Genomic DNA, 15,285 nt, shown 5'->3' on the forward strand with positions numbered 1-15,285 from the left:
AGTTTGGAAATAAATTTTAGAGGAGAAGCAATGAACAATAAAGAAGTTATAATAGTAGGAGCTGGATTAGCTGGTTGCGAAGCTGCGTATCAACTTGCTAAAAGGGGAATAAAAGTAAAACTTTATGAAATGAAATCAAAAAAAATGACAGAGGCACATAAAAAAGAGTATTTTGCTGAGCTTGTCTGCAGTAATTCTTTAGGTGGAGATAATCTTGCCAATGCTTCTGGTCTTATGAAAGAAGAACTAAGAAAACTTGATTCTCTTCTTATAAAAATAGCTGATAAAAATAGAGTTCCTGCTGGACAGGCTCTTGCTGTAGACAGAGATGGTTTTTCACTAGAAATTACTGAATATTTAAAAAATATGAAAAATATAGAAGTGGTTGATGAAGAATTTACTGAAATACCTGAAGATAGAATAATACTTATTGCTTCTGGTCCTCTTACATCTGAAGTATTATCTAAAAAAATAGCTGAACTTACTCATAGTGAGCATCTTTATTTTTATGATGCTGCTGCTCCCATTATAACTTTAGAATCTATTAATATGGAAAAAGCTTATCGTCAGTCTCGTTATGGAAAAGGAGAAGGGGAGTACATAAACTGTCCAATGAATAAAGACGAATATTATGCTTTTTATAATGCTTTAATAACAGCTGAAAGAGCTCCTTTAAAAGTTTTTGAAGAAGAAAAACTTTTTGAAGCATGTATGCCTGTTGAAAGAATAGCCATGACTGGAGAAAGAACTCTTGTATTTGGACCTTTAAAACCTAAAGGACTTATTAATCCCAAAACTGATAAAATGGATTATGCTGTTGTACAGCTTAGGCAGGATGACAAAGATGGAAAACTATATAATATAGTGGGATTCCAAACTAATTTAAAATGGGGAGAACAAAAAAGAGTTTTTTCAATGATTCCTGGACTTGAAAATGCTGAGTTCGTTAGATATGGTGTCATGCACAGAAATACATTCATAGACTCATCAAAATTATTAGATGAAACATTAAAATTAAAAACACATGACAATATCTATTTTGCTGGCCAGATAACAGGAAGTGAAGGTTATGTTTCTTCCATATCTACTGGAGCTATTGCTGCTATTAATATAGCTCATAAATTATTAGAAAAATCTCCCTTTGTCTTAGATGATAGAAGTGCTATTGGAGCAATAATAAAATATATTACTGAAGAAAAGAAAAATTTTCAGCCTATGGGACCTAATTTCGGAATTATAAAATCTCTTGATGGAATGAGAATAAAAGATAAAAAAGAAAGATATAATATGATTTCAAAAATAGCTTTAGAATACTTAGAAAATAAAATAAATGAACTTGCATAGAAATATTTCTTAATATGAGTTATAATATTTAAGAAGATATCAGATCTACAGGGAGGAAAGATGGAAAATATAGAAAAAAATATAAAAGATTTTTTGTATTTTGCTGAATTTGGAGAAAATAAAAGCCTTAATACTATTAAATCGTTGAAAAAAGATCTTTCCCAGCTTAGTGAATATTTAAAAAATATAGAAAAAACTGAAGATGCCTCAAAAATAACTCCTGTTATGCTTAGAGGATTTATTATAGAACTTCAAAAAAATGAAGTGGGGAAAAGATCCATTAACAGAAAACTTTCATCTTTAAGATCTTTTTTTAAATATTTAATAAAAAACAATCTTATTAAAAACAATCCTATTGAAATAATTAACTCTCCTTCATTTGAAGCAGAAAAACCAGATATATTAACTTTAGAAGAAATAAATAAACTTAGAGATACAATTGATATAAGTAATACCAATGGATTAAGAGACAGATTAATATTTGAATTACTTTATTCAAGCGGGATAACTTCTACTGAAATGCTTGGTATTGGAGAACAAGTTTTTGATCTTGATAGCAGAACCCTTTTAGTTTCAAATGGAAAAACAAATAGAACTGTTTTTTTTAGTCAAAGAACTAGAGAATATTTCAAAAGATATGTTGAATCTAAAAAAGAAAAATACAATGATAAGTACAACTCCAGCATTCTTTTTGTGAATGGTTCTGGAAGTAGATTAAGTGACAGGTCATTAAGGAGAATTGTTGATAGATATGCTGCAAAAGCTGGAATTACAAGAGAAATAAGCCCTTATACTTTTAGGCATACTTTTGCTGTGCATCTTTTAGCTAAAGGAATGAGCCTTAATTTTTTGCAAGAACTTATGGGACATGTTACAATAGAGAGTACAAAAATATATCAAGAAATTTTATATAAAATACCACTTGACTTTATAAATCAAAGTTAGAGGAGTGAACTATTATGATAAGAGCTACTACAATTATAGCAGTAAAAAAAGATGGAAAAGTTGCTGTTGCTGGGGATGGACAGGTTACTTTTGGAGAAGTAGTCTTCAAAGGTAATGCAAAAAAAATACGTAAAATAGGTAATTATGAAGTTTTAGCTGGATTTGCTGGAGCTGCTGCTGATGCTTTTGCATTGATGGATAAATTTGAAAACAAGTTAGATGAATTTGGAGGTAACTTAAAAAAAGCTTCTGTTGAACTTGCAAAAGACTGGAGAACAGATAAAGCTTTAAGAGTTTTAGATGCCATGCTTATTGTAGCTGATAAAAATACTATCTTAATTCTTTCAGGTAATGGAGATGTAATAGAACCTGATGAAGATATAGCAGCCATTGGCAGTGGAGGAAATTATGCTTATGCTGCTGCCAGAGCCCTTATAAGGAATAATAAAGAAATGTCTGCTGAAGAGATAGCAATTGAAGCTATGGGAATAGCTGGTGAAATGTGTATTTATACAAATTTAAATATAGTTTATGATGTATTAAGTTAAGGAGAGATATATATGGGTAAAAAGTGTATTGGATGTGGAATCGAATTACAAAGCGAAGATGCTAATAAAAATGGATATTTACCTGAAGGGAAATTTCAAGAAAATGGTGAACATTATTGTCAAAGATGCTTTAAAATAAAAAATTATGGTAAATATATGCCTGTAAGATTAAATAAAGATGACTATAGAAAAGAAGTGCAAGAAGCAATGCAGTACTCAAAATTAGCTATAGCAGTATTTGATATAATAGATTTTGAAGGTTCTTTTGATGATGAAATACTTGATGTCCTTAGGGAAATGGATTCTATTGTAGTTATTAATAAATTAGATCTTATTCCTGATGATAAACATCCTTCTGAAGTGTCAGACTGGGTAAAAAGTAGACTGGCAGAAGAAGGAATAGCTCCTCTTGATATTGCAATTGTAAGCAGTAAAAATGGTTATGGAATAAATGGTATATTTAAAAAAATAAAACATTTTTTCCCTGATGGAGTAGAAGCAATAGTTCTTGGTGTTACTAATGTAGGAAAATCAAGTATTGTTAACAGACTCTTAGGAGCTAAAAAAGTAACTGTTTCTAAATATCCAGGTACAACACTTAAAAGTGTAAAAAATCAAATTCCTCATACAAATATTGTGCTAGTTGATACTCCTGGACTTATTCCAGAAGGACGTATTTCTGATTTAGTATGTGAAGAATGTAACTTAAAAATGGTTCCTTCAGGTGAAATATCTAGAAAGACTTTTAAAGTAAAAAAAGGCAGAGCTCTTTTAATTGGAGAACTATTATGGTTTAAGGTCTTAAATGAAGATAACACTATGCCTATTTTCTCTCTTTATGCCGCAAAAGACGTAACTTTCCATGAGACAAATACAGAAAAATTAAAAGAACTTTTATCTTCTGACAGAAAAGATCTCCTTTATCCACCATGTGATAATTGCAGACCTCAGTATAAAAAATTGGAAATGATAAAGAAAAAAATAAAGGTGTTGGCTGGAGAGGAATTAGTATTTAAAGGATTAGGATGGATATCTGTAAAAAGAGGTCCATTGGAAATTGAAGTTATTCTTCCTAAAGAAGCTGAAATGATTGTAAGAGATGCTTTTATTAAACCAAAAAGATAGGGAACAGCAATGAAAAAAAATATTGATTGGAAAGTAATGTTAGGAACTGGCACTGTTATATTAGGAATAGCAGTTATAATATTAATAGGTATATATAATATTAACGATTTGAAGGAAGCAAGAAGAGCAGAAGCTACTCTAAAAAATTTGAGAGAACTTAGAATAGCCCTTGAAAAATATTATACTTTAACTAAAGATTACCCTGATTTGACTAAGGAAGGAGTAAAGGATAATCTTAAACTTTTAGATTTTAAAACTCCTGCTGGAGAAATTATTTCTTTTGCAGAAATATATGGGAGAAACAGCATTCCTAAAACTCCAGAAAATGAAAGAGTAAACAGCAGTAATGAAATTTATAATACAGATGATTTTAGGAATGGAACAAATATAGGTGGTTGGAATTATGATTATTCAGGACATACTGGAGAAATCCATGCCAACCTGCCATTCAATGTTTTTTCACAAAACATGAATTGGTGTGAACATTAAATAAAGAATTGTGCTGGAGGTTAAAATAGTGAAATATGACATTATCTTTTTAGGTGGTGGACAAGCTGGGGTATTTGGTGCTTATGAAGCTGTCGAAAAAAAAGATGGAGCAAAGATTCTTATTATTGATAAGGGTAAAATGCTCAAACAAAGAATATGCCCAAAAGAAACTCTTGGAAAATGTGTAAATTGTCCTACTTGTTCAATAATTTATGGAGTAAGTGGTGCTGGAGCTTTTTCTGATTCAAAATTTAATATGGATTATAGAGTTGGTGGAGATGTACATAATGTAACAGGAAAAAAAATAGTTAATGATACAATTCAATATGTGGTAAATATATATAAAAAATTTGGATTTAACGAGAAGCCAGCAGGAATAAGTTATAATTCTGTTATGGAAAAAATAAAAAGAGGATGTATTGAAAATGGAATTCAGCTTGTTGATACACCTACTATGCATCTTGGAACTGATGGTTCCAGAAAACTATATACTGAACTTATAGACTATTTAATTGAAAAAGGTATAGAGTTTGCTACTGAAAGGGAAATAGAAAGTCTTCTCATCGAAGATGGAAAAATTAAAGGGGTAGCTGTTACTCATAAAGGTAAAAAAGAGGAATATTATTCTGATCATGTAGTCATTGGAATGGGAAGAAGTGGTGCCCAAAAAATGATGGACTTATGTAAAGAACATAATATAAAATATGAAAATGGTGCTATTGATATTGGAGTAAGAGCTGAAATACCTGATATTATTATGAAAGAAATCAATGAAAACTTTTATGAAGCAAAAATGATCTATTATTCTAGAAACTATAGAGATAAAATGAGAACTTTCTGCAGCAATCCAAGTGGATTTATTGCTGCTGAAAAATATGAAGATGATTTTGTTCTTGCAAATGGTCATGCTTATAAAGATAGAAAATCTTCTAATACAAATCTTGCTCTATTATGTACTAAAAAATTTACTGAACCATTTAATCAACCCTTTGAATATGCAACTGCAATAGCTAAAATGTCATCCATGCTTACTGGTGGTAAACTTTTAGTTCAATCTTACATAGATCTGAAGGCGGGAAGAAGATCAACTGATGAAAAACTTTCAAGATTAAATATAATTCCTACTACTGAAGATTATGTAGCTGGTGATATAGCTCTAGCATGCCCTCAAAGACTTTTAGACAATATAATGGAATTTATTGAAGTGCTGGACAAAATTACTCCTGGATTTGCTTCTGGGGATCTTCTGCTTTATTTTCCAGAAATAAAATTTAGAAGTACCAGAATAGAAATAAACAAAGATATGGAAACTAGTATTAAAGGTCTTTATGCTGCTGGAGATAGTTCTGGTTATGGAAGTGGACTAAATATAGCTGCAGTAATGGGAATACTAGCTGTAAGAGATATATTAATTAAATTATAAAATAAAAAATAACACTGTTCTATGAAATTAAATTTTTTATAGTCAGTGTTATTTTTTATTGTACAAAGAAAGAAAAATGCTCACATTAGGATTCATTTTCACTCTTTTAAATTGAAAAACTATATAAAGTATGGTAAAATTAATGAAAAGAAGTTATTTTTAGGAGGACATGTTAAATGAGGTTTTTCAACAAACTTTTTAAAAAAGATAAGAATGAAGAAGAGAAAAGCAATATTACTGTTGCTGGTGTTGAAGTTTCTGAAATTCTTGAAGATAATAAAGAAAAAATGGAGACTGAAGCAAAGGATGAAATATCAGATCCTCTTCTTGAAGAAAAAGAAGAAGTTGCCTCTGATTCTGTTTCAGAAATAAAAAAAGAAGAAGGCAAAGGATTTTTTACTTCACTTAAAGACAAACTTTTTAAATCTAGAGAAGGATTATTTGGAAAGTTAAAATCTTTTATTTTAGGAAGAAGTGTAATAGACTTTGAAATGTATGAGGAATTGGAAAATATTCTCATTCAATCTGATATTGGTATGGATATGACTGTAAAAATAGTGGGTGCATTAGAAAAAGAAGTAAAAAGAAGAGGTATAAAAGATCCTAAAGATATTTATCCTGTTTTAAAAGAAGTTATGGAAGGATTCCTTATTAAAGAAGGAAATGATATAGTTATAGAAGATGGCAAGCTTAATGTTATTCTTGTAGTTGGTGTAAATGGTGTAGGAAAAACTACTACAATTGGTAAGCTAGCTTCTAAATTTACAAAGGATGGTAAAAAAGTTATTTTAGGTGCTGGAGATACATTTAGAGCTGCTGCAATTGAACAATTAGAAGAATGGGCAAAAAGATCTGGTGCTGAAATAGTAAAAAGTACTCAAGGTTCTGATCCTGGAGCTGTTGTCTTTGATACACTTACTGCTGCTGAATCAAGAGGAGCAGATGTAGCTATCATAGATACTGCTGGAAGGCTTCATAATAAAAATAACTTAATGAAAGAATTAGAAAAAATTCATAATATCATTAAGAAAAAATTAGGTGTTCAGCATTATGAATCTATTCTGGTAATAGATGGTACCACTGGTCAGAATGGACTTTCACAGGCAAAAGTTTTCAATGAAGTAACTGATTTAACTGGTTTCATCATAACTAAATTAGATGGAACTGCTAAAGGGGGGATTGTGTTCAGTATATCTGAAGAAATTAAAAAACCAATTAAGTTTATAGGAGTAGGCGAAAAAATTGAAGATTTAAGGAAGTTTGATGCAAGGGAATATATACAAGCTATATTTGACTAATATTATACCTTTATTTTGTATATATTTTTCAAAAATAATTGTAATTATAGTTAAAATTTGTTAGTATATATTTAACACTTAAGGGATAAGTATGTCCTGTGAACATGAAAGATAAAAATCTAAAAAATAAATAATATTAAGGAAGTGATTGTTTTGAGTTTTTTGGTTAAAATAAGAGAAAAAGCAAGAACAGTTGGTAAAACAGTTGTATTGCCTGAAGGACAAGATGAAAGAGTAGTTACTGCTGCTGCTAAAATAGTTGAATTAGGGCTTGCTAAACCTGTTGTTTTAGGAATTAAAGCAGATATGGAAAGAGTAGCTAATGATTTAAGAATCTCTTTAAAAGGAGTTGAAATTATTGAAATTGCTAATTCCCCAAAGTTAAATGAATATGCAGCTAAATTTGCTGAATTAAGAGCAAAAAAAGGAATGACTTTTGAAAAAGCTAAAGAAATTATGTCAACTGAACCTAATTTTTATGGAGCTATGATGGTAAAATTAAATGATGCTGACGCTATGGTATCTGGGTCAGATTCACCTACAGCTGATGTATTGAGAGCTGGATTACAAATCATTGGAACTAAACCTGGAATAAAAACTGTTTCTTCTATGTTTGTTATGGAACTTACAGAAAGACAAGAAACTTATGGCGAAGTTTTATTATTTGGAGACTGTTCAGTTATACCAGTTCCAACTTCTGAACAATTAGCAGATATTGCTGAAGCTTCAGTTGTTACTGCTAGAAATGTAGTTGGAATGGAAGGAAAAGTTGCTTTAATGACTTTCTCAACTAAAGGTTCTGCAAGTCATCCTGATGTTGATGTAGTTAAAGAGGCTGGAAACATTTTAAAAGAAAGAGGAGTTAAATTTCCTTTTGAAGCTGAAATACAGGCTGATGCTGCCATCGTTAAATCAGTAGCAATGAAAAAATGTCCTGAATCTAAAGTTGCAGGAAGTGCAAATATCTTAGTATTCCCTAATCTTGCAGCTGGAAACATTGGATACAAATTAGTTCAAAGATTGGCTGGTGCTAATGCATATGGTCCATTAATTCAAGGACTTGCATCTCCTATTAATGATTTATCAAGAGGATGTTCAGTAGATGACATTGTAAACTTAGTAGCAATTACAGCAGTTCAAGCAGCTGAGTAATAATAAAAAAATATAATCTTGGAGGTTAAACGTATAATGAAAGTTTTAGTAATAAACTGTGGAAGTTCATCATTAAAATATCAATTAATGAATCCAGAAACTAAAGAAATATTTGCAAAAGGACTTTGTGAAAGAATTGGAATAGATGGTTCTAGAATGGAGTATGAAGTACCTGCTAAAGATTTTGAAATTGAAATAAAAAAACCTATGCCTACTCATAAAGAAGCATTAGAGTTAGTAATTAAAGCAATAATTGACAAGGAACATGGAGTTATTGCTTCTGTTGAAGAAGTTGGGGCTATTGGACATAGAATGGTTCATGGTGGAGAAACATTTGCTTCATCTGTATTGTTAAATGAAGAGGTTATTAAAGCTGTTGAAGAAAACAATGACCTTGCTCCATTACATAATCCGGCTAATTTAATGGGAGTTAGAACTTGCATGGCTCTTATGCCTGGTAAACCTAATGTAGGAGTTTTTGATACTGCATTCCATCAAACAATGCCTGCTAAAGCATATATGTATGCTTTACCATATGAGGATTACAAAGAATTAAAAGTTAGAAAGTATGGATTCCATGGAACATCTCATCTTTATGTTTCTGAAACAATGAGAGAGATTATGGGAAATCCTGAGCATTCAAAAATTATTGTTTGCCATTTAGGAAATGGTGCATCTATGTCAGCTGTAGTAGATGGAAAATGTGTAGACACTTCAATGGGGCTTACTCCTTTACAAGGGCTTATGATGGGAACTAGATGTGGGGATATTGATCCTGCTGCTGTTTTATTTATCAAAAATAAAAGAGGATTAACTGATAAAGAAATGGATAACAGATTAAATAAAGAATCTGGAATATTGGGAATCTATGGAAAGTCTTCTGACTGCAGAGATATGGAAAATGGTGTAGCTGAAGGAGATGAAAGAGCTATACTTGCTGAAGAAATGTTTATTTATAAAATTAAATCTTACATAGGAGCTTATGCTGCTGCTATGGGTGGAGTAGATGCTATCTGCTTTGCTGGAGGAATCGGAGAAAATGCTGCTGGAATAAGAGAAGCTGCCATTAGTGGTCTTGAGTTTATGGGAGCAAAAATTGATAAAGAGGTTAATTCTGTTAGAAAAAAAGGAAATGTAAAACTTTCTACTGAAGATTCTAAAGTTTTAGTTTATAAAATACCTACAAATGAAGAGCTTGTAATAGCTAGAGATACTTATAAAATTGTTTTTGGAAAATAGTTTGTTAAAAAATATCAAAAAAAAGTGAATTTATAATTGACAAATTTTAATAATGATTTAAAATATATAGTAGAGTAATTTTTTAAAAATACTTTAAAATTATAGGAGGATATTGTAATGGTTAAAAAAATGCAGACTATGGATGGTAACCAAGCTGCTGCTTACGCTTCATATGCGTTTACAGAAGTAGCTGGAATCTACCCAATCACTCCATCATCTCCAATGGCTGAATACACAGATGAATGGGCTTCAAAAGGAATGAAAAATATTTTCGGAGTACCAGTAAAAGTAGTAGAAATGCAATCAGAAGCAGGAGCTGCTGGAACTGTGCACGGGTCTTTACAAGCAGGAGCATTGACAACAACTTATACTGCTTCTCAAGGATTATTACTAAAAATACCTAACATGTATAAAATAGCTGGAGAACTTCTTCCAGGAGTTATTCATGTATCAGCAAGATCTCTATCAGCTCAAGCTTTATCTATTTTTGGAGATCACCAAGATATATATGCTGCTAGACAAACTGGATTCGCTATGCTAGCAACTAACTCAGTTCAAGAAGTTATGGACCTTGCAGGAGTAGCTCACTTAGCAGCTATCAAAACAAGAGTTCCTTTTATGCACTTCTTTGATGGATTCAGAACTTCTCATGAAATTCAAAAAGTAGAAGTTATGGATTATGAAGTTTTCAAAAACTTAATAGATATGAATGAAGTTCAAGCTTTCAGAGAAAGAGCTCTTAATCCTGAACATCCAGTAACTAGAGGAACTGCGGAAAATGATGATATTTATTTCCAAGCTAGAGAATCTCAAAATAAATTCTATGATGCTGTACCTGATGTGGTTGCTCATTATATGGCTGAAATTTCTAAAGCAACTGGAAGAGACTATAAACCTTTCAATTACTATGGAGCACCAGATGCAGAAAGAATAATCATAGCTATGGGATCTATTTGTCCTATATCTGAAGAAACAATTGATTATTTAAATGCTAAGGGAGAAAAAGTTGGATTAATTTCTGTTCACTTATTCAGACCATTCTCTGAAAAATATTTCTTTGATGTATTCCCTAAAACAGTTAAAAAAATAGCTGTATTAGATAGAACTAAAGAACCTGGATCAATTGGAGAACCTTTATTACAAGATATTCAATCAATTTTCTATGGAAAAGAAAATACCCCAGTAATCGTTGGTGGAAGATATGGATTGTCTTCTAAAGATACTACACCTGCTCAAGTAGTTGCAGTATTTGAAAATTTAAAATTAGATCAACCAAAAAATAAATTTACTGTTGGTATTGTTGATGATGTCACTTTCACTTCATTAGAAGTTGGAGCACCTATCTCTGTTACTAATCCAGATGTTAAAGAATGTCTATTCTTTGGACTTGGAGCTGATGGAACAGTTGGAGCTAACAAAAACTCTATCAAAATCATTGGAGATAAAACTGATTTATATGCTCAAGGATACTTTGCATATGACTCTAAAAAATCAGGAGGAGTTACTAGATCTCATTTAAGATTTGGAAAAACTCCTATCAAAGCAAGTTACTTAATTTCTAATCCAAGTTTTGTTGCTTGTTCAGTACCAGCTTACTTACATCTATATGATATGACTTCTGGAATCAGAAAAGGTGGATCTTTCTTAATCAACTGCATCTGGACTCCAGAAGAAGCTGTAAATGAAATTCCAGCTAAAGTAAAAAAAGATTTAGCTAAAAATGGAGCTAGATTATTTATAATCAATGCTACTGCTCTAGCTGAAGAAATTGGATTAGGACAAAGAACTAATACAATCATGCAAGCTGCTTTCTTCAAACTAGCTGATATTATTCCATTTGAAGAAGCTCAACAATATATGAAAGATTATGCTAAAAAATCTTATGCTAAAAAAGGTGACGATATCGTTCAAATGAACTATAAAGCTATTGATAAAGGAGCAGAAGGATTAATTGAAGTTGCTGTAGATCCAGCTTGGGCTGATTTAGATGTTACTTGTGATTGCTCAGGACATGAACATGAAAACTGTTGTTGTGGAACTTGCAGTACTGATATGACTAAAACTGAAAAATTTGTAGAAAAAATTGTTAAACCAGTTAATGCTATAAAAGGAAACGACTTACCTGTATCTGCATTCGATGGATACGAGGATGGAACTTTTGAAAATGGAACTTCTGCATTTGAAAAAAGAGGAATTGCAGTTCATGTTCCTGTTTGGATTGCTGAAAACTGTATTCAATGTAATCAATGTTCGTATGTATGTCCTCATGCAGTTTTAAGACCATTCCTGATGACTGCTGAAGAAAAAGCTGCTTCTCCACTTGAGTTAAAAACTATAAAACCAATTGGAAAAGGATTAGAAGGATTTGAATATAGAATGCAAGTTTCTGCTCTAGATTGTACTGGATGTGGATCTTGTGCTAATACATGTCCTGCTAAAGAAAAAGCTTTAGTTATGAAACCTATTGCTGATTCTCTAGAAGCTGGAGAAGACAAAAAAGCTGGGTATTTATTCAACAGTGTTGAATACAGAAGTGACTTAATGTCTAAAGATACTGTAAAAGGTTCTCAGTTTGCTCAGCCTTTATTCGAATTCCATGGTGCTTGTCCAGGATGTGGAGAAACTCCATATCTTAAAGTAATTACTCAATTATTTGGAGACAGAATGATGATAGCTAATGCTACTGGATGTTCTTCAATATATAGTGGATCTGCCCCTGCTACTCCATATACAACTAATAAAAATGGACATGGTCCATCATGGGCTTCTTCTCTATTTGAAGACAATGCTGAATTTGGAATGGGAATGCATGTAGCTGTTGAAACTATGAGAGACAGACTTCAAAATATAATGGAAGAAAATATGGATAAGGTTCCAGCAGAAGTTGCTGAACTATTTAAAGAATGGATTGAAAACAGATCATCAGCTGCTAAAACTCAAGAAGTTTCTGCTAAAATAGTCGCTGCTCTTGAAGGAAAAGATTGTGATATCTGTAAAGAAATTTTAAGCTTAAAGCAATACTTGATTAAAAAATCTCAATGGATCTTCGGAGGAGACGGTTGGGCTTATGACATCGGTTATGGTGGTGTTGACCACGTTTTAGCTTCTAATGAAGATATAAACATTGTAGTTTTGGATACAGAAGTTTATTCTAATACTGGAGGACAAGCTTCTAAAGCAACACCTACAGGAGCAATTGCAAAATTTGCTGCTGCTGGTAAATCAGTTAAGAAAAAAGACCTTGCTGCTATAGCTATGTCTTATGGACATATCTATGTTGCACAAGTTTGTATGGGTGCTAATCAACAACAATACCTGAAAGCTCTTAAGGAAGCTGAAGCATATAATGGACCATCTTTAATCATTGCTTATTCTCCTTGTATCAATCATGGATTGAAAAAAGGTATGTCTAAAGTTCAAGATGAGATGAAACTTGCTACTGAATGTGGATACTGGCCAATATTCAGATACAATCCAACTCTTGAAGCAGAAGGTAAAAACCCATTACAAATAGATTCTAAAGAACCTAACTGGGATAAATATGAAGAGTACTTATTAGGAGAAGTAAGATATGCTACTCTTTCTAAAGCCAATCCAACTCATGCTAAAGAATTATTTGAATTGAACAAATTTGAAGCTCAAAGAAGATGGAGACAATATAAAAGACTTGCTTCTATGGACTTTGCTTCTGAAAAAAAATAATAAAGATTTAATATCTAAGTATTTTTGAGACTGACCTATGGTCAGTCTCTTTTTTATGGTATAATAAAATTGAATAAATCAATAGATAGAAAAGGAGTTATTATGTTAGAACAAGATATATTTAAAGCTATTGAAGAAGAAATTCCAGTTTGTGGTGAATATTTTCAAGAAACAATTCTAGATATTAAAATAAAAAGAATAGATTTTGAAAGAAGTATATTTCAAGAATGTAAATTTGAAAATTGTGATTTTACTAATTCTTCTTTTTCTCATGTAGAAATGATTAAATGTAGTTTTAAAAATTGTAAATTTATTTCTTCTTATTGGAAATCAAGTATTATAAATAATTGTAATGGAGATGGATGTGACTTTAATCAGAGTATATTTAAAACTGTTGATATAAATAAAAGCTCTTTTTTCTATGGAAATTATTCTAATTCTCTTTGGGAAAATATGAATATTAAAGATAGTTTTTTTAATTATGGATTTCTTTCTGAAATAAAAATGAAAAAAATTAAATTAGATAATGTGAATTTTTCTAATGCTGATTTTTTTAAAACTCCATTGAAAGGAATAGATTTTTCAAATTGTATAATAGAAAATATAAGAGTATCTGATAATTATAGTGAATTAAGAGGTATGCAGCTCAGTATAACTCAAACTATGGATATAGCTCTAATTATTGGAATAAAAATAAAATAATAATATGTAAAGCTCTTATAAGTGGCTTTTTTTACTCTCTTATAGATTATTTCAGCAAAATATTGTATAATGAGTATGGAAATATTTTTTTAATTTAAAATACAATAATCTTAAATTTTAATTACTTGAGAGAAAAAGAATATGGAAACTACGAAATCTATTTTGGGTTGTGCCTCTTCATAAAGACTTGAAAATTCTTTAGGAATAAGTTCTATCCCTCATAAAACTTGTAATTATTCATGTATTTATTGTCAGTTAGAAATTTTATGAATTCAAGGTATAAAACATATTCATAAAATTAGAAAATGACCCTAAAATTAATATAATAGATTACAAGAGAATAAAAAAACATACAAATTAAAATAAAAGGGGAATAAAATGGATAATATAGTAAAAAAAGTAGCAGCTATTCATGATCTTTCTGGTTATGGAAGATCTTCATTAACAAGTATTATACCTATACTTTCAAGTATGAAATTACAAGTATGCCCTGTTCCCACTGCAGTGCTTTCTACTCATACTGGTGGTTTTGAAGGTTTTAGTTTTCTTGACCTTACAGATTATATGGAACAGCATATAGCACATTGGAAAAAATTGGGACTTGAATTTGATTGTATATATTCTGGTTTTTTAGGATCTCCAAGACAAATAAAAATAGTAGCTGATTTTGTCGATTTTTTTGGTCATAAAAATAATCTTACTGTTATAGACCCTGTATTAGGAGATAATGGTAGACTGTATGGAACAATGGAAAAAGAAATGGTAGAAGAAATGAAAAAACTTATTGGGAAAGCTGATATAATAACTCCTAATTTTACAGAAGTTACTTTTCTTTTAGACAAAGAGTATAAAAAAGAAATAAGTGAAGCTGAAATAAAGGAATGGCTTATAGAACTTGCAGCAATGGGACCTAAAATAGTAATAGCCACAAGTGTTCCTGATGAAGACTCACATTCAACTGATAGAAAAACAAATGTTGTAGCCTATGACAGAGAAAATAATGCTTTTTGGAAAGTAAGCTGTAAATATATTCCAGCTTCTTATCCTGGTACTGGAGATGCATATACAAGTGTTGTTATAGGAAGTCTTCTTCAAGGAGACAGTCTTCCTATTGCTATAGAGAGAGGGGTACAATTCATTACCCAATGTATTTTAGCAAGTTATGGTTTCAAATATCCAAATAGAGAAGGAGTTCTTCTTGAAAGAATGCTTGATGTATTAAAAATGCCAACTATTTCAAGCAGTTATGAACTTTTAAAAAATGAGGAATAATTTATAAAGGAATTTATACATCTTTTTTGTAATATATATAAAATCT

Annotated in this window: 12 protein-coding genes; all 12 read left to right on the plus strand. The window is 30.9% G+C overall.

Going from position 1 to position 15,285, the window contains the following annotated elements:
• The first annotated feature begins 30 nt into the window (after positions 1-30).
• The 12 genes from trmFO (at position 31) to E6771_RS08410 (ending at position 15,239) form a co-directional block, all read left to right on the plus strand.
• Positions 31-1,344 (plus strand): methylenetetrahydrofolate--tRNA-(uracil(54)-C(5))-methyltransferase (FADH(2)-oxidizing) TrmFO, encoded by a 1,314-nt coding sequence (gene trmFO / locus E6771_RS08355; protein ID WP_316090814.1) that lies wholly within the window; start codon positions 31-33, stop codon positions 1,342-1,344.
• Between the two features lie 60 nt (positions 1,345-1,404).
• Positions 1,405-2,289 carry a tyrosine-type recombinase/integrase gene (locus E6771_RS08360; RefSeq protein ID WP_316090815.1) on the plus strand — a complete coding sequence of 295 codons (885 nt, stop codon included), beginning with the start codon at positions 1,405-1,407 and terminating at the stop codon, positions 2,287-2,289.
• Between the two features lie 14 nt (positions 2,290-2,303).
• Positions 2,304-2,837 carry an ATP-dependent protease subunit HslV gene (gene hslV, locus E6771_RS08365; RefSeq protein WP_316090816.1) on the plus strand — a complete coding sequence of 178 codons (534 nt, stop codon included), beginning with the start codon at positions 2,304-2,306 and terminating at the stop codon, positions 2,835-2,837.
• A 12-nt stretch (positions 2,838-2,849) separates the two neighbouring features.
• Positions 2,850-3,962: a ribosome biogenesis GTPase YqeH gene (gene yqeH, locus E6771_RS08370; RefSeq protein ID WP_316090817.1), complete on the plus strand. Its 1,113-nt coding sequence runs from the start codon at positions 2,850-2,852 to the stop codon at positions 3,960-3,962.
• A 9-nt stretch (positions 3,963-3,971) separates the two neighbouring features.
• Entirely contained in the window at positions 3,972-4,451 is a 480-nt protein-coding gene (locus E6771_RS08375; RefSeq protein ID WP_316090818.1) for a hypothetical protein, read from the plus strand.
• A 28-nt stretch (positions 4,452-4,479) separates the two neighbouring features.
• Positions 4,480-5,874, plus strand: coding sequence for an NAD(P)/FAD-dependent oxidoreductase (locus E6771_RS08380; RefSeq protein WP_316090819.1), 1,395 nt, complete (start codon positions 4,480-4,482; stop codon positions 5,872-5,874).
• Positions 5,875-6,050: 176 nt separating this feature from the next.
• Positions 6,051-7,172, plus strand: a complete 1,122-nt coding sequence (gene ftsY / locus E6771_RS08385) for a signal recognition particle-docking protein FtsY (protein WP_316090820.1) — start codon at positions 6,051-6,053, stop codon at positions 7,170-7,172.
• A 153-nt stretch (positions 7,173-7,325) separates the two neighbouring features.
• Positions 7,326-8,324, plus strand: coding sequence for a phosphate acetyltransferase (pta, locus tag E6771_RS08390; protein WP_316090821.1), 999 nt, complete (start codon positions 7,326-7,328; stop codon positions 8,322-8,324).
• 36 nt (positions 8,325-8,360) lie between these two features.
• On the plus strand, positions 8,361-9,563 hold the full coding sequence (locus E6771_RS08395; protein WP_316090822.1) for an acetate kinase: 1,203 nt from the start codon (positions 8,361-8,363) through the stop codon (positions 9,561-9,563).
• A gap of 117 nt (positions 9,564-9,680) precedes the next feature.
• A complete protein-coding gene (gene nifJ, locus E6771_RS08400; protein ID WP_316090823.1) occupies positions 9,681-13,265 on the plus strand; it encodes a pyruvate:ferredoxin (flavodoxin) oxidoreductase in 3,585 nt (1,194 codons plus the stop codon).
• 102 nt (positions 13,266-13,367) lie between these two features.
• Positions 13,368-13,967: a pentapeptide repeat-containing protein gene (locus E6771_RS08405; protein WP_316090825.1), complete on the plus strand. Its 600-nt coding sequence runs from the start codon at positions 13,368-13,370 to the stop codon at positions 13,965-13,967.
• A gap of 378 nt (positions 13,968-14,345) precedes the next feature.
• Positions 14,346-15,239: a pyridoxamine kinase gene (locus E6771_RS08410; protein ID WP_316090827.1), complete on the plus strand. Its 894-nt coding sequence runs from the start codon at positions 14,346-14,348 to the stop codon at positions 15,237-15,239.
• Positions 15,240-15,285: the final 46 nt, after the last annotated feature.

Source organism: Fusobacterium sp. (assembly GCF_032477075.1).
Classification (GTDB): domain Bacteria; phylum Fusobacteriota; class Fusobacteriia; order Fusobacteriales; family Fusobacteriaceae; genus Fusobacterium_A.

Coding starts and splice junctions, on each gene's coding strand:
- trmFO (WP_316090814.1), top strand. CDS start 31: ATGAACAATAAAGAAGTTATAATAGTAGGAGCTGGATTAGCTGGTTGC.
- E6771_RS08360 (WP_316090815.1), top strand. CDS start 1,405: ATGGAAAATATAGAAAAAAATATAAAAGATTTTTTGTATTTTGCTGAA.
- hslV (WP_316090816.1), top strand. CDS start 2,304: ATGATAAGAGCTACTACAATTATAGCAGTAAAAAAAGATGGAAAAGTT.
- yqeH (WP_316090817.1), top strand. CDS start 2,850: ATGGGTAAAAAGTGTATTGGATGTGGAATCGAATTACAAAGCGAAGAT.
- E6771_RS08375 (WP_316090818.1), top strand. CDS start 3,972: ATGAAAAAAAATATTGATTGGAAAGTAATGTTAGGAACTGGCACTGTT.
- ftsY (WP_316090820.1), top strand. CDS start 6,051: ATGAGGTTTTTCAACAAACTTTTTAAAAAAGATAAGAATGAAGAAGAG.
- E6771_RS08395 (WP_316090822.1), top strand. CDS start 8,361: ATGAAAGTTTTAGTAATAAACTGTGGAAGTTCATCATTAAAATATCAA.
- nifJ (WP_316090823.1), top strand. CDS start 9,681: ATGGTTAAAAAAATGCAGACTATGGATGGTAACCAAGCTGCTGCTTAC.
- E6771_RS08405 (WP_316090825.1), top strand. CDS start 13,368: ATGTTAGAACAAGATATATTTAAAGCTATTGAAGAAGAAATTCCAGTT.
- E6771_RS08410 (WP_316090827.1), top strand. CDS start 14,346: ATGGATAATATAGTAAAAAAAGTAGCAGCTATTCATGATCTTTCTGGT.